General features: G+C 53.6%; 20 protein-coding genes. 12 read left to right on the top strand and 8 right to left on the bottom strand.

The features are described from left to right. Positions 1-222: 222 nt before the first annotated feature. A complete protein-coding gene (locus AC27IT_RS11360; RefSeq protein WP_005835728.1) occupies positions 223-384 on the top strand; it encodes a hypothetical protein in 162 nt (53 codons plus the stop codon). 99 nt (positions 385-483) lie between these two features. Here AC27IT_RS11360 and AC27IT_RS11355 read toward each other — a convergent pair whose 3' ends face one another. Further along, on the bottom strand, positions 484-618 hold the full coding sequence (locus AC27IT_RS11355; RefSeq protein ID WP_007785753.1) for a hypothetical protein: 135 nt from the start codon (positions 616-618) through the stop codon (positions 484-486). A 280-nt stretch (positions 619-898) separates the two neighbouring features. Between AC27IT_RS11355 and AC27IT_RS11350 the strand changes: the two genes are divergently transcribed. Next, entirely contained in the window at positions 899-1393 is a 495-nt protein-coding gene (locus AC27IT_RS11350) for a hypothetical protein (RefSeq protein ID WP_005835726.1), read from the top strand. Positions 1394-2424: 1031 nt separating this feature from the next. After that, positions 2425-2871, top strand: coding sequence for a YkvA family protein (locus AC27IT_RS11345; RefSeq protein ID WP_487091800.1), 447 nt, complete (start codon positions 2425-2427; stop codon positions 2869-2871). A 277-nt stretch (positions 2872-3148) separates the two neighbouring features. On the opposite strand, the gene glnA is transcribed toward AC27IT_RS11345, so the two are convergent. Next, complete coding sequence (glnA, locus tag AC27IT_RS11340; RefSeq protein ID WP_005835723.1) at positions 3149-4567, bottom strand: type I glutamate--ammonia ligase; 1419 nt, start codon at positions 4565-4567, stop codon at positions 3149-3151. 225 nt (positions 4568-4792) lie between these two features. On the opposite strand from glnA, the gene AC27IT_RS11335 reads away from it, so the two are divergent. From AC27IT_RS11335 to AC27IT_RS11325, 3 genes are read left to right on the top strand one after another with little or no spacing between them, the layout of a single operon-like run. Continuing rightward, entirely contained in the window at positions 4793-5722 is a 930-nt protein-coding gene (locus tag AC27IT_RS11335) for a ketopantoate reductase family protein (protein ID WP_487091799.1), read from the top strand. A gap of 46 nt (positions 5723-5768) precedes the next feature. Continuing rightward, positions 5769-6704: a 4-hydroxy-3-methylbut-2-enyl diphosphate reductase gene (locus tag AC27IT_RS11330; protein ID WP_005835719.1), complete on the top strand. Its 936-nt coding sequence runs from the start codon at positions 5769-5771 to the stop codon at positions 6702-6704. A gap of 9 nt (positions 6705-6713) precedes the next feature. Continuing rightward, positions 6714-7934: an MFS transporter gene (locus AC27IT_RS11325; RefSeq protein ID WP_025846280.1), complete on the top strand. Its 1221-nt coding sequence runs from the start codon at positions 6714-6716 to the stop codon at positions 7932-7934. Here the strand turns inward: AC27IT_RS11325 and AC27IT_RS11320 are convergent. Continuing rightward, complete coding sequence (locus tag AC27IT_RS11320; protein ID WP_487091798.1) at positions 7924-8313, bottom strand: cupredoxin domain-containing protein; 390 nt, start codon at positions 8311-8313, stop codon at positions 7924-7926. The genes AC27IT_RS11325 and AC27IT_RS11320 overlap by 11 nt on opposite strands. A gap of 322 nt (positions 8314-8635) precedes the next feature. Between AC27IT_RS11320 and AC27IT_RS11315 the strand changes: the two genes are divergently transcribed. The 5 genes from AC27IT_RS11315 (at position 8636) to AC27IT_RS11295 (ending at position 12478) form a co-directional block, all read left to right on the top strand. Next, positions 8636-9691 carry an LLM class flavin-dependent oxidoreductase gene (locus AC27IT_RS11315; protein ID WP_487091797.1) on the top strand — a complete coding sequence of 352 codons (1056 nt, stop codon included), beginning with the start codon at positions 8636-8638 and terminating at the stop codon, positions 9689-9691. Positions 9692-9751: 60 nt separating this feature from the next. Next, a complete protein-coding gene (locus AC27IT_RS11310) occupies positions 9752-10690 on the top strand; it encodes an ATP-grasp domain-containing protein (RefSeq protein ID WP_221842271.1) in 939 nt (312 codons plus the stop codon). 210 nt (positions 10691-10900) lie between these two features. Further along, positions 10901-11248, top strand: a complete 348-nt coding sequence (locus tag AC27IT_RS11305; RefSeq protein WP_005833681.1) for a PadR family transcriptional regulator — start codon at positions 10901-10903, stop codon at positions 11246-11248. Continuing rightward, a complete protein-coding gene (locus tag AC27IT_RS11300; protein WP_025846277.1) occupies positions 11248-11925 on the top strand; it encodes a permease prefix domain 1-containing protein in 678 nt (225 codons plus the stop codon). Before AC27IT_RS11305 ends, AC27IT_RS11300 begins: the two co-directional genes overlap by 1 nt. Before the next feature lies 1 nt (position 11926). Continuing rightward, positions 11927-12478, top strand: coding sequence for a DUF4825 domain-containing protein (locus AC27IT_RS11295; protein WP_283858236.1), 552 nt, complete (start codon positions 11927-11929; stop codon positions 12476-12478). Between the two features lie 179 nt (positions 12479-12657). Here the strand turns inward: AC27IT_RS11295 and AC27IT_RS11290 are convergent, their stop codons facing one another. The 4 genes from AC27IT_RS11290 to AC27IT_RS11275 form a co-directional block, all read right to left on the bottom strand. After that, complete coding sequence (locus tag AC27IT_RS11290) at positions 12658-13185, bottom strand: GNAT family N-acetyltransferase (RefSeq protein ID WP_221842275.1); 528 nt, start codon at positions 13183-13185, stop codon at positions 12658-12660. A gap of 67 nt (positions 13186-13252) precedes the next feature. Next, positions 13253-14260 (bottom strand): inorganic phosphate transporter, encoded by a 1008-nt coding sequence (locus AC27IT_RS11285; RefSeq protein WP_005833676.1) that lies wholly within the window; start codon positions 14258-14260, stop codon positions 13253-13255. 19 nt (positions 14261-14279) lie between these two features. After that, complete coding sequence (locus AC27IT_RS11280) at positions 14280-14897, bottom strand: DUF47 domain-containing protein (protein WP_005833675.1); 618 nt, start codon at positions 14895-14897, stop codon at positions 14280-14282. Positions 14898-14973: 76 nt separating this feature from the next. Then, entirely contained in the window at positions 14974-15588 is a 615-nt protein-coding gene (locus AC27IT_RS11275) for a LysE/ArgO family amino acid transporter (RefSeq protein WP_026556993.1), read from the bottom strand. A 144-nt stretch (positions 15589-15732) separates the two neighbouring features. On the opposite strand from AC27IT_RS11275, the gene AC27IT_RS11270 reads away from it, so the two are divergent. Continuing rightward, a complete protein-coding gene (locus AC27IT_RS11270) occupies positions 15733-17181 on the top strand; it encodes an aminotransferase-like domain-containing protein (protein ID WP_431809685.1) in 1449 nt (482 codons plus the stop codon). A 50-nt stretch (positions 17182-17231) separates the two neighbouring features. On the opposite strand, the gene AC27IT_RS11265 is transcribed toward AC27IT_RS11270, so the two are convergent. Beyond that, positions 17232-17564, bottom strand: coding sequence for a hypothetical protein (locus AC27IT_RS11265; RefSeq protein ID WP_327920559.1), 333 nt, complete (start codon positions 17562-17564; stop codon positions 17232-17234). Between the last annotated feature and the right edge of the window lie 408 nt (positions 17565-17972).

Genomic DNA, 17972 nt, shown 5'->3' with positions numbered 1-17972 from the left:
GAAGGGGGGCGGCTGCTGAGCCTGTGGTCGGTTTGACGTTTTGGATGACCGCTTTTGCTTGGCGCTGTCTCATTCTCTTCAATGGGGCTTTTCCTGCCTGCCGGATAACGGGGATTGCGCTGATTGGTGGCGAACGCCGTGTATGGGTGGTTTCCGAGCGCCGTGCATGGCCGCTGTTTTTTTGGGGCATCTTAACCTCAAAATTCCTCTGGAGGTATCGCGATGGAACACGATTCCTTGAGCTCAGGGCTTGCTGGCGTGGAGCAAAAAGAATTCCCCGGCAAAGTCAAAGACCAGCTCATGTTCAATGTCCTGGAAAAAGAAATGACCAACGAAGAACAGGAAAAAAAGGCGAAAGACGAGTATTTGACAGGAAAGTCGTAGCCCGCGCCAAAAGCCCTTCTCGGCCTGCACAAGACGAGAAGGGCTTTTCCTTTTTTCTGTAGCGAAAGGTGCGTATGTAAACACGCTTGTTTTGCATGCTTACTTGTCCTTCTTTTCTGCTTTTTCCTGCCGGTCTTTCAGGATTGATAAAAAGGCCAAAAAATCGCCCAACAGAACCAGCACGGCAGCCATCAACGCCAGATCTTCCGCAGAAAAACCATTGTTCTGCTTCATTTTCCAGCCTCATTTCCGTAGGGATATCCGCCCTTTTTATCTTATGCGCAGCCGTCTGGGACCGTCACGCTTACTGCTTGTCCTGTCGTTTTACTCCCCGTTATCCTGTTGACTTACTAACCGCTTGTTCTGTTCGTTTGCTGACGGGGCCGCATTTGCCTGTACGGAGACAGGCTCCCGAGCGGGTCGTTGAGAAAGTCGGCGAATTTTGTAGGGATATGTCTTTTTCTAGCGAATAAAAGAGAAGGGACCTACTTAAAACGGGAGAAGTGGTGAGATTGTGATTTCAGCTTTGAACAAGACGCTCTGTGTGCAACAGCTTGTCGAGAAGTTAAGGGATAAAGAGCTCGTTCATGTTTCGAGCTTTGATTTGAAAGAAACCAACAAAGCCTTGTATGAATACGTCCATCGGCTAAGCAGCTCGATCGCGATCATTCCCACCACGATTGATTCTGTGATTACGGGAGTCATCCGCTTTCAGGAGGGCTATTTCATTACGCTCGGCATGCTGATCTGGAAGGACGCCACGCAAAAAGGGCCGTTCAAGGAAGGGACGTTTCTGTTTTACAAGCACGACGCAAGTGACGCTCTTGATGATTGCATTCATATTACGAACTCGATCGAAAACCACAACCTGATGGAAAGCCTGTTTTTCGCCTGCTGCGAGAGCAAGGGCGACGATATGGTGTTGAACTATTCGCACATCGAGCACGCTATTAAATACGGCGAGACGTATCGGGATTTGATGGAGAAGTGGAAAAAAGGGTTTGCCTGAAGCGTGGGAGCATTTCCATTATTTAGATGTGAAAGCCAGCCGCCATTCCGTCGATATGAATAATGTCATCTAGTATAAGTTCAACTGGGGATAGGCGCGCGACTAAACGAGCAGCATGGTCGGCGCCGTTTTTTTATGTGGCGGAGATGTGGGGGGAGCGGCTATGTCGAAACGTTTGGCGGCCCCGATCCGTAGCCGTGACGATTTTTTAATCGGGAAACGGCTCTAATCTTTTGCCTGCGTCAATCCATAAGTAAGTTTGTAGCAGCATGCATGGAAGGTATAGTCCGTCTCAATAAATTTTAATGTTTGAGTACCAAACAAAATTCAAAACCCCGATGATAAGCTGGAGGCAAAAAGAAGTAGCGGCGACGTATAAGGCGACTCGCCCGACGCTTTTGAATTGCTGGTTTTGATTAAACATGGAAACGATCCAGACAATCAACCCGACGGGGCAAAAAATAAAGCTGAACAAATAAATAATTCCCTTTTCCAGTTTGCTCATTTGGTTTCCTCCACCTGACAGTCGAATGATTTTGGGGAGGCTGCTTCTGTGTGGAAGCAGCTTTCCGCACATGGAAAACGTGGAAGGCGCAGTTGTCCCTGCTGGAGCTAGCTTTTGCTTCGCTCGTTCTTCAGTAGCAGCATCCCTATGACGTTTCCAATCAACTCGAACAAAGCAAAAAGCAATTCCATCCGGTTTTCCCCTCCAAAAAATCCTTTTTTTGTATATACGACTGTATTCATGTCTTGGTTTCGGATAGGAGCGAAAGGAAAGTGTGGCCTCCGTTAGCGCATCGCTCCCATGACTTCGTCAAACGCTTTTGACCTCTACTTTTACAAACATGGGCATGACGTAATAATCAGACATGACAAAATCCCCTTTCGTATGTGAGTCGGAATGACTGACATCAACGCTAAACGATGACGCTGGCGGGAAGGCAAGGGGGAAGACTTTACTTTTTGGACGTTTTACGAGATTGTTTAGGTGAAAGAAAAAGAGCAGATAGTGAAAGCATGGAGGGGTTAGCGTGAACTTTGATCCGAAAGATTATGAAAAGCACTACTCTGAACAATCCTTTTGGGAAAAGCTCTCAAAGCATGCTGCCAAAGCAGGAAAAAAAGTCGTATATACCGCCCTTCTCGGTTATTACGCTCTGGAAAATCCAAAAGTGTCTGCATGGGCCAAAGCTCGCATCTACGGAGCGCTCGGCTACCTCGCTTTTCCTGTAGACCTGGTGCCAGACATTATTCCTGCTGCTGGATACACGGATGACTTCGCTGTACTGATGTTTGCCATTGGACAAGTGGCGTTAAATATCGACAAGACAGTCAGGCTCAAAGCCGTTCAAAAGCTGGAGGATTGGTTTGGCAACGTATCGGAGAATGATAAGGATATTATTGATGTGGAGGCAAAAATGTCTGAGGTAGAAAAGGCTACAAAAGAGGGGCAATTGATAGAAGAAGGGGAGAAGTAACCGTGGTTTGTTGCAAGCTATTTGCAAAGAAACATTATGGCTATATTAACTATTTTCAATACTCTGTCACAAACGAAATTTCTAATCTTATTAATTACCTACCTACGAGAAATTGTTCCCGCCAATATAAAGAGCCCCTCCCAAACGGGAAGGGCTAAGTTGTTTTATGGGTAAAACCTGTGCCTTTTTGTGTAAATTATCACCGAAGTGTCCCTATTTTGAGGAATCAAGGGTGAAAAACCAGCGTAATTAACGGGCTATTTTGTATGAACAAATCTTACAGATCGTAGTACAACTCAAACTCTTTCGGATTCACCGTGCGCTCTACTTGTTGAATATCCGCGCGCTTCAGGGCGATCCAGCTTTCGATGACTTCCTTGTTGAAGACGTCGCCTTCGAGCAGGAAAGCGTGGTCTTGTTCGAGGGCAGTCAAGGCTTCCTCCAGGGAGCCAGGAGCGCGCTTGATTTCATGCTTTTCTGCGTCGGACAGGTCGTAGATGTTGCGATCCAGCGGGCCGTAGCCGAGTTCGCGCGGGTCGAGCTTGCGCTTGATGCCGTCCAGGCCAGCCATCAGCATGGCAGCGAAGGCCAGGTATGGGTTGGCGGTGGAGTCTGGCGTGCGGAATTCGATCCGGGACGCTTTTGGCGTTACAGCGGCGACTGGAATCCGTACGGCGGCAGAGCGGTTTCCTTTGGAGAAGACCAGGTTAACAGGCGCTTCGTAGCCAGGAACCAGACGCTTGAACGAGTTGGTGCTCGGGTTGGTCAGCGCGATCAGGGCTGGGGCGTGGTGCAAAATGCCGCCGATGTAGTAGAGCGCTGTCTCGCTCAGGTTGGCGTAGCCTCCTTGCTCGTAGAACAGCGGAGTGTCGCCGTTGAACAAGCTTTGGTGGACGTGCATGCCGGAACCGTTGTCGCCGACGATTGGCTTGGGCATGAAGGTCGCTGTTTTGCCGTGCTTCGCTGCTACGTTGCGCACGATGTATTTGAACAAGAGCAGGTTGTCAGCCGTGCGAGTCAACGTGTCGAAGCGGAAGTTGATCTCGCCTTGGCCGGCGGTCGCCACTTCGTGGTGATGACGCTCTACATGCAGGCCGGCTTTGGTCATCAGAGTGCACATTTCGTTGCGGATGTCCATTTGCGAGTCAGTTGGCTGTACCGGGAAGTAGCCGCCTTTGTTGCGCACTTTGTAGCCCAGGTTTTGCCCTTCTTTTCCGGTGTTCCAGAACGCTTCCTCCGAGTCGATGTGGAAGAACGAACCGGATGGGCCGGAGTCGTAGCGCACGCTGTCGAACAGGAAAAATTCCGATTCCGGGCCGAAGTAGGCGGCCGTAGCCAGTCCGGTTTGTTGCAGATACGCCTCTGCTTTGAGGGCAATGCCGCGTGGATCGCGGGTGTATGTGGTGTTGTCCGGATTGACAATGTTACAGATGATGTTCATCGTTTTCGCTTCGACAAACGGATCGATGAAAGCGGAGGAAGGATCAGGCATCGCGACCATGTCGCTCTCTTCGATGGATTTGTAGCCGATGAGGCTGGAGCCGTCGAAGGCGACGCCGTTACGGAAAGTGCCTTCGTCTACTGCGTAAGCAGGAACCGTAACATGGTGCTGGCGGCCAAGCAAATCGACAATGCGGAAGTCCACATATTCCACTTTTTCTGCATCAATGGTGGACAAGACCGTTTTCATATCCAAAACAACCCACTCCATTCGCGAAATATTTTCGTATTTGAGTATTTATTGTTCGTGTTTTCGTGAATTTCTATATTTCGAATTATAGCTATAACAGACAATGTTCGTCAAGATGTTTTCTTACTCCAAATGTTAGTTTTTCTAACATGATATTGCGGGGTTTAGAATTTGGTTCCGTTTTTGTAGAATATAGACGAACTATTATGAATAAACGCGGAGGCGATCATGATGAAGGTACTGGTACTGGGGGCAGGAGGAATCGGAGGTTATTTTGGCGGCCGACTGGCAGAGTCGGGTGTGGATGTAACGTTTCTGGTGCTTGAACGTAGATACAAGCAACTGCAGGAGCGAGGCTTGCGGGTGCAGAGCATCCATGGCGACCTGCACCTGGAGCGTCCGCAGATGATTCAGGCGGGCGAGGTGGCAGGGCCGTTCGACGTCGTCCTTTTGTCCAACAAAGCGTACACGCTCGCAGAGAGCATGGATGCGATTGCCCCTTATGTCGGAGACGACACGATCGTGATTCCGCTGTTGAACGGGATGGCTCACATGGAGCCGCTACGGGATCGCTTTGGACGCGAACGGGTGCTTGGCGGCCTTTGTTTCATTGAAACGACGTTAAACGCAGAAGGCGACGTCGTGCAGACAAGTCCGATTCACGATGCGGTGTTCGGCGAGTGGGAAGGCGGAAAAAGCGAGCGCGTAGAGCGGCTGGAGCAAGCTTTTTCCAAAATCAATGGAACGATGCGGGCGAGCAACAACATCCAGCGCGAAGCTTGGCACAAATATTTGTTCATCGCGACGTTCTCCGGAATTACGACGCTCATGAACTCGGCTGTCGGTCCGATTCGCGAGTCCGCCTACGGCGTGGAGCTGACCAGACAGTTGGCGGAGGAGATCGTGTCCGTCATGCAGGCACTGGAAGCGCCGATCAAGCCGGATATCGTGGAAAAGCAAATGGAAACGTTCCAAAACCAGCGCCCGCAAGCGAAATCGTCCATGCTGCGCGACATGGAAAAAGGACTCCCGGTCGAAGCCGACCACCTGCAAGGCTACCTGTTGAAGCACGCCGAACAAAAAGGCTTGTCCACGCCGCTCCTGAAAGTTGTCTACAATAATCTGAAGGTTTACGAACAGAAGCGGGCAGCAGGCAAATAAGGTATAATAGTGGGCGAACGTCATTAGAAATTTAGGAGGGGTACAGATGGAAGTCATCAAGATTTCCCCCCGCGGATATTGCTACGGTGTTGTCGATGCCATGGTTTTGGCGCTGCGTACAGCGCAAAACTTTGATCTTCCCCGCCCGATTCACATTTTGGGCATGATCGTACACAATGCCCACGTCGTCGAGGCGTTTGAAAAGCAAGGCATTAAGACATTGGATGGAGAAGATCGGCTGGCGCTTTTGGACCAGGTGAACGAAGGAACCGTCATCTTCACCGCCCATGGCGTCTCTCCGGAGGTGCGGAAAAAAGCGCGGGACAAAGGCTTGACCGTTGTCGATGCGACCTGCCCGGACGTGACGAAGACGCACGACCTGATCCGCGAAAAAATTGCGGATGGCTACCATGTGATCTACATCGGGAAAAAAGGGCATCCGGAGCCGGAGGGGGCAGTCGGCATCGCGCCGGACCGCGTGCATCTCGTGCAAAAGCTGGAAGAGCTGGACGCGCTCGACGTCCCGACCGACAAGCTGATTGTCACTAACCAGACTACGATGAGCCAGTGGGATGTCAAACATTTAATGGATGCCATCCTGCACCGTTTCCCTGGGGTAGAGGTGCACAACGAAATTTGCCTGGCTACCCAAGTGCGCCAGGAAGCAGTCGCGACGCAGGCGGGCGAGGCAGACCTGTGTATTGTCGTGGGCGATCCGCGCAGCAACAACTCCAACCGTCTGGCGCAGGTGTCGGAAGAGATCGCGAATGTGCCGTCCTATCGGATTGCGGATTTGTCCGAGCTTGACATCGAGTGGCTGCGCGGAAAGAAAAACGTCGCGGTGACGTCGGGCGCTTCCACGCCAACTCCTTTGACCAAAGAAGTGATTACCTTCCTGGAGCAATTCGATGAGTTCAACCCGGCTACATGGGAGAAGAAACGAACCGTCGACATGGAGAAAATATTGCCGAGGGTGAAATAGGAGAACGATATGCCAGGATCACATTCCGGTATGGGACTTTCGGGCGCTGGCGGAAGATACTTCAGTCTTTGCGCCCTTTATCTTTTTGTTTACTACGGGTTTGGTGCGTTTTCTCCGCTGATTACGCAGTACTACAACTCGATTTCGCTCACGGGCACCCAGATCGGCTTGATTAGCGCAGTCGCTCCCATCGTTTCGATTGTCGCCCAGCCGATGTGGGGGCTGTTTTGTGACCGCTTTCAAATTCGCAAAACTGTCTTGATTCTGACGCTTGTCGCTTCGGGACTGGCCGGACTTTTCTTCGTCGGCGTGTCCAGCTTCGCCTTTGTTTTCCTGCTCTATTTAATCCTCTCATTTTTTCAGAGCGCCGTCATTCCGATTTCGGACAGTCTGGCTTTGGGCTACGCGAAAAAAAACGGCCTGCAATTCGGCGACATCCGGCTGTGGGGAGCGGTTGGCTTTGCGCTCGCCGCCTTTGTGACAGGGCTTCTCGTCGAACAGTGGGGGCCATCCGTGCTGTTTTACTCCTACTGTCTCGCGCTGTTGATCGCCATGCTGTTTTTGCTGCGGGTGCCGGACGAGTCCGAGGAGACGTCGCGCTTTCGCGTCGGCATGCTGGCTGGCATGCGGGATTTGCTGCGGCTTCCGCGCTACCTGCTGTTTTTGCTGGCGTCCTTTTGCGTGCTTGGCGCGGTGAACGCGAACAACATCTGGTTTTCCTTGTTTTATCAGGAGATTGGCGGCACGGTGGCGGGAGTGGGGCTGGCTTTTCTGCTGTTTGCAGGCAGTGAAGCGCCGTTTATGAAGCTGGCAGGCGTTTTCGTGCGGAGGTGGGGCCTGGAGCTGACGCTGCTGCTCGCTGCTGTGTGCGGGGCGGCGCGCTGGCTCTGGTACAGCTCGGCACCCAGCACGACGTTCGTTATCGCCATGTTTTTCATTCAAGGCATCTCGGTAGGTTTTTACTTGGCGACGGCTGCCCAGTTTGTGCGCGAAAATACGCCCGCCTCCCTGCAGGTGACGGCGCTGGCCATCTTCTTTTCGGTAGGAGGCGGGCTGGGGACGATGCTGTGCAATCTCGTGGCTGGCTGGATCAAAGATTCGTATTCTACGCTAGGCATCTATTTGTTTTTTGGCATCATCACGGTAATCGGGATCATTCCGCTTGTTTTGATTACGTATGGGCCGTGGAAGCAAGCGGCTCCCGACGACAAAGTCGAGGCTACTCAATGACAAGCATGCCTTGGTAGCCGCTCTCCGGGTAGCCGGGGGCGTCCGAGACAAAGAAAAACCGCCCTTTTTTATCGGCAGAAAACTGCAGCATCGTAGACTGCGTCGGCTTCAGCTCTGTCGAGGACAGGTTCAGATCGCGAATGGAGAGATTGTGCGGGCGCGTATCCGCGTTGACGATCATTAACGAGACGCGCTCGCCTGCCCGCGCCGATAGCTGGTTGGGCAAAAAGCCGGCGCTGGAGATCGTGACGGTGTGCGACCGCGTAGTGGCGGCGTAGGAAGTATGCAAGCGCTGGTGATGATGCGTCCAAAGCAGCGTTAATGTTACGGCCAGTGCGATGAGGGGATAGCGAAGCTGCCGGAACCATTGACGAGACATTTGCAAATCAGCTCCTTTGCGGCAATAACATGATGAAGTTACTATTATCCTGTCCCCACTCTGTGAACAGTAAACACATTTTTCCTCATCGACAGACGATGGGCATTCCCGAACTCTTGCTGGAAGATTTTCTCCTGGCGGGAGTTTTTTCATGTTGGCATGCGTGCAACAAAAGGCGTGGCGGGGGAGGAATTTTCCAAGCGGCAAATACGCGCTCACTTTGCCAATTCTCCGTATTGAAATATCCTTACTTTTGTAGTAGGATTACTTTGCTTTTATAGTGCGCAACACGATTCCCGCACGTGCAAAGGAGTAGAGAACGATGAAATACGGCTTTTGGCTCCCGATCTTTGGCGGTTGGCTTCGCAATGTGGAAGATGAACAAATGCCGCCTACCTTTGATTACGCAAAACAAGTCATCCAGTCAGCGGAGAAGTGGGGATTCGATACGACGCTCATCGCCGAGCTGTACTTGAACGACATCAAAGGTCCGGAACAAGACTCGCTCGAAGCGTGGTCGACAGCAGCGGCACTGGCAGCCGTGACGGAAAAAATCGAGATCATGACCGCTGTGCGCCCTGGTTTTCACAACCCGGCCGTTACGGCAAAAATGGCGGCAAACATCGACCACATCAGCAACGGACGCTTTACCTTGAACGTCGTCTCGGCCTGGTGGGAGGAAGAAGCCCGGCAGTACGGCGGCATTTTTACCGAGCACGACGAGCGCTACGAGAGAACGTTGGAATTTTTGGACGTTTTAAAAGGGTTGTGGACACAGGAAACGTTCAGCTACGACGGAAAATTTTATCAAATTCGCGAAGCCAAACTTGCGCCAAAACCAGTGCAAAAGCCGAATCCGGTATTGTACGCGGGCGGGGAAAGCGAGCGTGGCAAGCAGGTGATTTCCGCAGCGTGCGATGCTTATGTCATGCACGGCGGCACCGTAGAGGAAATCGAGCGAAAAATCAACGACATGAAACAGCGTCGCCAGGCGACGGGACAAGCGCCGTTTGCAGCGTTTGGCATGGCGGCCTACGTCATTTGCCGCGCGACGGAGGAAGAGGCGCAGGAGGAGCTGGCGCGCATCACCGACGTGAAAGAATCGAGCGGCTATGCAGGCTATCAGGACTTTATCAATAAATCCCAGTTGGAAACGCAGATTCAATTGCGGGACTATTCCGTCTCCAACCGCGGCTTGCGCCCGAATCTGGTCGGCACGCCGGAGCATATCGCCAAGACGATTCTCGCCTACGAAAAAGCGGGCATTGATCTTCTGCTGCTGCAATTTTCGCCGCAACTGGAGGAAATGGAGCGGTTTGCCAAAGAAGTCATGCCGCTGGTAGAGAGCTTGCGCGAAGCGAGCCACAGCCTTTCGTAAGCCATCCGTTCCGGTCACAGCGATGAGCGGGCAGTCTGACAGAAAAGAGGAGATTTTTCGATGAAAAAGATTTACGTCATCCATGAAAACAGCGAGTGGACCGTGCATTTGACCAAACGTTTGCAAGAGCTGGGACTGCCGTATGAGGAATGGCATCTGGACGAGGGCGCTGTCGATTTGACGGCAGAGCCGCCGAATGGCGTTTTTTACAGCCGCATGAGCGCTTCCTCCCACACCCGCGACCATCGCTATGCGCCGGAGCTGACGGCAGCGGTTCTGAACTGGCTGGAAAGCCACGGGCGCAAGGTGTTTAACGGCACGAGCGCGCTTCGGCTGGAAGTGAGCAAGGTGGCGCAATACCTCGCGCTTGGCGGGTTCGGGATTCGCACGCCGAAGACGATCGCCACCGTCGGGCGCAAGCAACTGATAAATGCGGCGCAGTCGTTTGCAGGCCAGCCGTTCATCACCAAGCATAACCGCGCAGGAAAAGGTCTGGGCGTACAGTTGTTCCATTCGCAGGAAGCGTTGGCGGCTTATGTGAACGGCCCGGATTTTGACGAGCCGGTAGACGGCATTACGCTGATCCAGGAGTACATCCAGGCGCCGGAGCCGTGCATTACGCGCTGTGAGTTCGTGGGCGGCCGCTTCATCTATGCGGTGAAGGTCGATACGTCGGAAGGCTTCGAGCTGTGCCCGGCAGATGCGTGCCAGATCGGCGACCTGTTCTGCCCGGTGGGCGAGGAAGTGCCTGCGAAGCCGAAATTCCAGGTGATCGAAGGCTTTGCTGATCCGATTATCCAGCAGTACGAGCGCTTTTTGGCGGCGAACAAAATCCAGGTCGCAGGCATCGAGTTCATCCGCAACCGCGACGGGGAAATTTTCACCTATGACATCAACACGAATACGAACTACAACTCGGACGCCGAAGCGGCTTCGGGAATTTACGGCATGCTGGAAGTAGCCAAATTCCTCGGACGCGAGCTGGCGGCGATCGAATAGCAGCATACAGGCAGACAGACGGCAAAAGCTCTCTTGCAAAAGAGGGCTTTTTTGTTTTGCGCACGGGCACAGCAGCACAGCTTCCGGCGTTATCGGTCCAGTGCGCCTGGGCGGCGGCGGGCGCTCAAGCATGCGCGCCATACTTCTTCATACACATTACTTTGTCATGCATAGTAATATGTGTTATGCTGTACATGCGAGGTGAACCGGATGGGCGACAAAAGCATCAGCAGCGACATTATTCGCGGGCATATTGATGCGATCATTTTGCGGGTGCTGTGCGAAAAAGACAGCTACGGCTACGAGATCATCAAAACGATTTTCAAAAACAGCGGTGAACAATACGAGCTGAAAGAGCCTTCCTTGTACACGAGCCTGAAAAGGTTGGAGGCGCAAAAGCTGATCGTGTCGTACTGGGGCGATGAGAGCCAGGGCGGAAGGCGCAAATATTATCAGGTGACCGAGGCAGGAAGAGCGGCGTATGCCAGTGCGCTCGCGTCCTGGAAGGTTGCCAGGCAATTAATCGATCAGCTTATCGAAAGGCGGGAGGAAGCGTAATGCATAGTCTGCAAATCCATGTGGAAAAGCTGTTCGCCAAGTACAAAAGCAGCAGGCAAATCGAAGAGCTGAAGTGGGAAGTGCTGAGCAATCTGGAGGCGCGAGTGGCGGATCTGGTCGCAGACGGGATGCCGCTGGAACAGGCGGTGAAAAAGGCGACAGACCAGCTTCCCTCGGTCGATTCGCTCGTCGGGGAAAGCCGGTCGGTCTACGTCCTTGCTTTTTGGCAAGAGCTGCTGCAGCGGGCCCTGCTCTACACTTTGGTAGCCTGGATTGCGACGATGCCGCTGCGCATTTGGGGGATGGGCATTTCGGTAAACCACGGCTTGTTGGTACTGTGTTTGCTCGAAGGAATCGTCTACGCCGTCTTGCTCCGGAGCAAGCGCCTGTCCGCTGCCGCAAAAAAGAGCGAGCTGAATTTGCGCACGGCGTTTCGGTTGCGCAAAATCGGGTGGTCGCTGTGGGCGCTGTATATGGCGGTTTCTTTCGCGTACACGACAGCGATTCACTTTGCCAGCCATATATGGTTCGCCAGAGCGGTCAGCCTGTCAGGGCCTTACCAGTTTGCCACGGTAGCGGTAGAGTACGTGCTGCCCGCCGTGTCGATCATCGTGCCGCTTTTGCTGCACGCGCTGCCAGAAGCGATCATGAAATGCGAAGCGAGAGAGGAGGAGTGACGTGCAAAATAAGCTGATTTTGTTGCTCGCCTTGCTCGGGATTGGCCTGTTTGCTGTCATTCAAGGCTGGATTCTCCCGAAAAAGGAGCTTGCTGCCGAGCAGTACCTCGCTGACCAGCAAAGCCCGCTGACGCACGATCTGCAAACGATTTTGCCGTACAAAAACAAGTACATGGGCGATGTTTCCAACCTGAATCTGTTCAACCATCTGCCGTTGAAAGACTTGAAACGGTCGTATCAGTTGCGCTCCGACGAATTTGCCATAGAAGTTCATTACGAATCCGACGAGCTGCGCGAGGATGAAAAAGCGATCCGGCAGATGCTGCTCTACAATTCGGTCGCCGCCTTCGCCTTGATCGACAATTTGCAGACGATTGACTACCGGTTTTTGGACCGGACGCTGACTGTCACTCGCTCCCGGATTCAGCAACTGTTCGGGGACGATCTGGCAGCGCTTTTGACGACGGAAAAATGGCGCGCAAACGTGCAGCAGAAATGGCAGGATGCCCGGTTTTTGCAAGAAGGCGTGAAGGCGCTGGAGGAAAAGCAGTAGGAGGCCAAAGCCAAAAGGCGCATCTTCTCTGGTCGACCGCCTCTTCGCCCAATACCAGCGGGAGATGAAACACGGTCGGCGACGAGGGGACATGGCCGTGAAGTAGAAAAGCCTTTTCCCGTCTACGCTCTGCGCAAAGCAGTTGCGATGAAGGGAAAAGGCTTTTTTGTACGCTTTTTTCAGCCAGAAAAAGCAGGCGAATAACGCACCGTGCCATGAACCCCGTCCAGGCTGCCGGGCGCAAGCTCCAGCGCCATAAACAGCTCGTCGGGAATCTCGAACGGAGCGCGGATGCCCCAATGAGAGGCGGGGCGGAAGCCGAATTTGGGATAGTAGCGCTCATGTCCGAGCACGACAAGCGCTTTGTAGCCGAGCGCTCGGGCGGCATTGATCGAATGGTTGATGAGTGCCGCCCCGATGCCTTTTCCCTGATGAGAGGGGAGTACGGAGACGGGGGCGAGAGCAAGCGCCTCGTCAAAGGAGCCGCCATCGTGCTCGATCTTGATTTTGCTCAGCAGCAGATGGCCGACGATGCGGCCGTTCTCTTCGAAAACGAGCGAGAGCGCAGGCACGAACTCGGCTGATTCCCGCAGGCGCTTGACGAGCAGATGCTCCGTTTGATCGCTGAAAGGCTGGCCAGCAAACGCTGCTTGCACCACCTGCTCGGTCGTATGGTAGTCTTGCGGTTCTTCTGTGCGAATGGTCATGAACAATCCTCCGCTGTATTCAGGTTTTCGTCCATTATATACCAGAGAGGGTTACAATCGCCTTCGCTCAAAAAAACAAACTCAGCATGTAGTAGAGCGCCGCTGAAATCAGTGCGGAGATCGGCAGCGTAATAAACCAGGTGATGATGATCCGTTTGGCGACGCCCCAATTGACGCCCTTCAACCGTTTCGCTGCGCCGACCCCCATAATCCCCGAGGAAATCACGTGTGTCGAGCTGACTGGAAGCCCCAACTGCGTAAATGTAAAAATGATCGTGGAGGAGCTTAAATCAGCGGTAGCGCCGTTGATCGGCTCGATTTTCGTAATTTTGCCGCCGACCGTCTTGATGATCTTCCAGCCGCCGACAGACGTTCCCAGCCCCATGGAAATCGCGCAAATAAGCTGGACCCAAAACGGAATCGACGCGGTATCCGCATGCAAATCGGCAGCCACCAGGGCGAAGACGATGATCCCCATTGCTTTTTGCGCGTCGTTGGTGCCGTGGGTAAAAGATTGCAGGGCGGCGGTGAGAATCTGGAAGTAGCGAAAGCCCCGGTTTACTTTGGCGGGCGGTATCTGGATGCTGCGGAACAGGGCGTAGACCAGCTTCATGAGCAGAAAAGCAGCCACAAGCGCGATGATCGGCGACAAAATCAGCGCCTCGAAAATTTCCAAAAAGCCGTTCCAGTTGATTTGCGAAACGCCAGCCGAGGCGAAAACGGCACCTACGACGGAACCGATGAGCGCATGGGACGAACTGCTCGGAATGCCGTACCACCAGGTGACCAGATTCCAGAAAATCGCCGCGACCAAGGCAGCCAGCACGATCAGCACGCCGTATTCCAGCTTGGCGGGATCGGCAATCTTTCCCCCGATTGTTTTGGCGACTCCTGTAAAAGCAAGCGCGCCGACGAAGTTCATGATCGCGGCCAGGGCGATGGCGGTTTTCGGCGGCAAAGCTTTGGTCGAGACTGTGGTGGCGATGGCATTGGCTGTATCGTGAAAGCCGTTGATGAAGTCAAAGGAAACGGCCAGAACAATGACAGCGATCACAAGAGGCAGGCTAGTGTGCATGGAAGGGAGCCTCCTTCGTTTATGTATTGCTCATAATCACCGTCTCCATCGCATCGGCGACGTCCTCGCAATGATCCATGACATCCTCAAGCACATCGTAAATTTCCTTGAATTGCATGATGTGAATCGGATCGCTCGTCGACTTGAAAAGCCGCCGGATGCTTTCCCGCACCAGCTCATCGCCGGCGCTTTCCAGATCGTTGATGCGAATGATGTACTCCTTCATGCCGGGCAGCTTTTGTTTTTGCAACAGTTCAATCGCGAACAAAATTTGCTGGGTCGCATCCTCAATCAGTTGGCCGAATTTGACCATCGTCTCATCCGGCTCCATGATGTCGTACATGTACAGGCGAGCGGCACACCCCTCCAGGCCGTCCAGCACATCATCCAGCTTGACGGCCAGATTCAGCACGTCCTCGCGTTCAATCGCGGAAATAAACGTTTTGTTGATCCGGACGATGATCTCGTGAATCAGTTTGTCGCCTTTTGACTCATACTCTTTCATTTCCTCGGAAAAGCGTTTTAGCGTATCCAGCGACTTGATTTTATACTTATTGAAATAAATGGCCGAGTCGTACACGTTTTTGGCGATGGCGTATAACTCATCCAGCAGGGCGTCCGATTTGGTAAAAAGCATAAAAAGACCTCCACATAGGAATCCGACTAGGGATATTTTAAGTGGAGGCGGGAGCATTTATGCACTTTTCGCAGAGCTAGGCAAAATATAGCTGGCTTGCCATGTAGGCGGCGACGCCCCACATGATGAGCGCAGAGACGATGTTGAGGCTGCGCAGCAAGGACCCGGACCGATCCAGCTTGCCCATGATTCTGCCTGCCACGGACAAGCCGAAAAACCAGAGGCAGGAGACGAGGATGCAGGCGATGGTGAAGCCCCATTTTTCTGCACCGACATAGCTGAGCGAGCTGGTCCCGATGACCCCGATTGTGTCGAGGATCGCGTGCGGATTGAGCAAAGAGACGGAAGCGGCGAACATCATCTGCTTTTTGGCGGAAAAGCTTGCTTTTTCCCCGTTATCCAGGCTTGGTCGGCTGCGCCAGGTCAGGTAGCCCATGTACAGCAAAAAACAAACCCCGATGACGTACAAGACGGTTTTCAGCCAGGCAACAGTCAAGACGACTAGCGAAACGCCGAGGACGGCGAGCAAAATCAGGAGCGCATCACAGGCGGCTGCCGTCAGGACGACGGGAGCGGCTCTCCACAGCGTAGGCTGTGCGGCCCCTTGGTTGAATACAAACACGTTTTGCGCACCCAGCGGCAAAATCAGCCCGAAGGCGAGCACAAACCCGTGCAAAATGGCTTCCAGCACAATTCCTTCCTCCTTTTACGATAGAAGCAAACAAAATAATGGCGCTATGGACATTATTCATGAGGAAGGGCAGAATGTCTCCAGCCAATTGGTTTACTCCTGGACCAACCAATTTGTACAATAGAGCAAAGGAGAGGGGAACGGATGCTGACGATTGACTGGAAGCCGGACAAATCCGGTGACATGCCTGTTTACGCGCAAATTGTCGCGTACATCAAAGGAAAAATTGCCGGAGGGGAGTGGCCGGTCAACAGCAAGCTGCCTACACAGCGCGCATTGGCTGCTGCCTTCGAGGTGAACCGCAGCACGGTTGTGACTGCATTGGAGGAGCTGAAAGCGGAAGGGCTGATCGAATCGACGGTCGGGAGCGGTTCGGTCATCTGCAACAACACATGGTCGCTGTTGACGACCACACCGCCGCCGGATTGGCTGGGCTATGTGCGGGCGGGCACGCACCTGCCCAATTCGCCGACGATCCAGGACATTAACCGTTATGAGCCAAACCCGCGCTTCATCCGCCTGGGTACAGGAGAGCTTTCGCCCGCGCTGATCCCGACGGCGGAGATGGAGGAAGTGCTTGGCGACCTGCGGGGAAAAATGATTCAGCTCGGCTACTCCGAGCCGAAGGGGCTTTTGCCGCTGCGCGAGGCGATCAGCGCTCACCTGCGCACGCGAGGGGTCGAAGCTTCCCCGGCGTCCATTTTGGTTGTATCCGGTGCGTTGCAGGCTTTGCAGTTGATCTCGCTCGGGATTTTGCACCGTGGCTCGACGATTTTGCTGGAGCAGCCCTCGTACTTGTTTTCGCTGCCGTTATTCCAGTCGTCAGGGATGAGGCTGGCTGGCGTAGCGATGGATGGGGAAGGGATAGCGCCTGCCTCTGTCGTCCGGCAGAAGCAGCTTCATAACGGAGCGCTGCTCTATACGATCCCGGCTTTTCACAATCCGACCGGGATTTTGATGAGCGAACAGCGCAAGCGGCAGCTCATGGCCGTATGCGAACAGGAGCGGCTGCCTGTCCTGGAGGACGATGTGTACGGCGAGCTGTGGCTGGACGAGCCGGGGCCAGCGCCGCTCAAGGCGAGCGATCAGAGCGGGTTGGTGCTCTACCTTGGCAGCTTGTCGAAAACGCTTAGCCCGGGCCTGCGAATCGGCTGGATCGTCGGGCCGCAGCCTGTGATTGAACGGCTGGCCGATGTGAAAATGCAGATTGACTACGGGTCCAGCGCCCTCTCGCAATGGGCGGCGACAGAATGGCTGACGAGCGGGCGCTATCAACGTCACCTCGAACGAATCCGCACGGCGCTCAAGGAGAGAAGAGGGCGGATGGGCGAGCTTCTCGAACGTTGGTTTTCCGACTTGGCCGACTGGCAGATGCCGCAGGGCGGCTTTTACATCTGGCTGCGTCTGCGCCAGCCCGTGTCGATGCGCAAGCTGTTTACGCAGGCGCTGGCAGATGGCGTCCTTCTCAATCCCGGTTTCGTGTACGACCAGACGGACAGCCAACATCTGCGCTTGTCGTATGCGTATGCGGCAGACGACGAGTTGGAGCGGGCGTTGTTTGCGGTCGCCCGGCTCTTGCGGGGCAAAGGATGAAGGCGAGGTGACAGGCTGTTTGCGGAAAGCACAAAGCGCAAAGCTGCCAGTTACCAGGGTAGCCAACTGGCTTTTGCCGTCTTGCATTTCAACACGCCGGACAGCAAATACAGCAAGGAGGCAATGAGGAAAAAGAAAAATTTGTCTGCATTCATGGACAAGTACAGGCAAAGCGGCAAAGAGACGACAAAGGAAAGCAGAATGACGGGCGGCTTAACAAAGGAAGCAACCAAGCCGAGCAACGCCGGAAGCCCGAGGCAAAGAAACGTCAGCGCAGAACTGGGGGACTTTTCAGAAAGCAAAACGTACCACAGAACAAGGGAGCCTGCAGAAGCGAGCAGGCCGCAAAGCAAAGAGAGCCAAAACCAAAAACGGTTTTTCACTTGAATCCCTCCTTCTCCAATAAATTAGATTCATCACCATAACCCGTGCTAGACATTGAAAAAACGCAGATGTTCCTCTATCGTGGGAGTTGTCGAGACAACCACTGAAAAGGAGGAAATCTGCGTTGTGCCTTGATTTTAGCACAGACTTTGTCAGACTTCCATCATTCCATCTCACTCATTGGGAAAAAACAACGGAAACGGATTGGATCGCTGTTCTGGAACCGAATTCTGCTTGTTATCTTTGTCCGATCTGTCTCCGAGCCAGTACCAACCATGCCCGTCCTGGACGGCGTATTCTTCGTCATCGTTTCGTTCCTGCTTGGGGGACCGTCTGGGTATCCGTTCCCGTGTATCGCCAGCGCTGTGCGAGTTGTGGGCTTACATGGACAGTGGAATGGAACGGTA

This window comes from Brevibacillus sp. YAE8, assembly GCF_057543335.1.
This window is presented reverse-complemented; position numbering and strand designations above follow the sequence as displayed.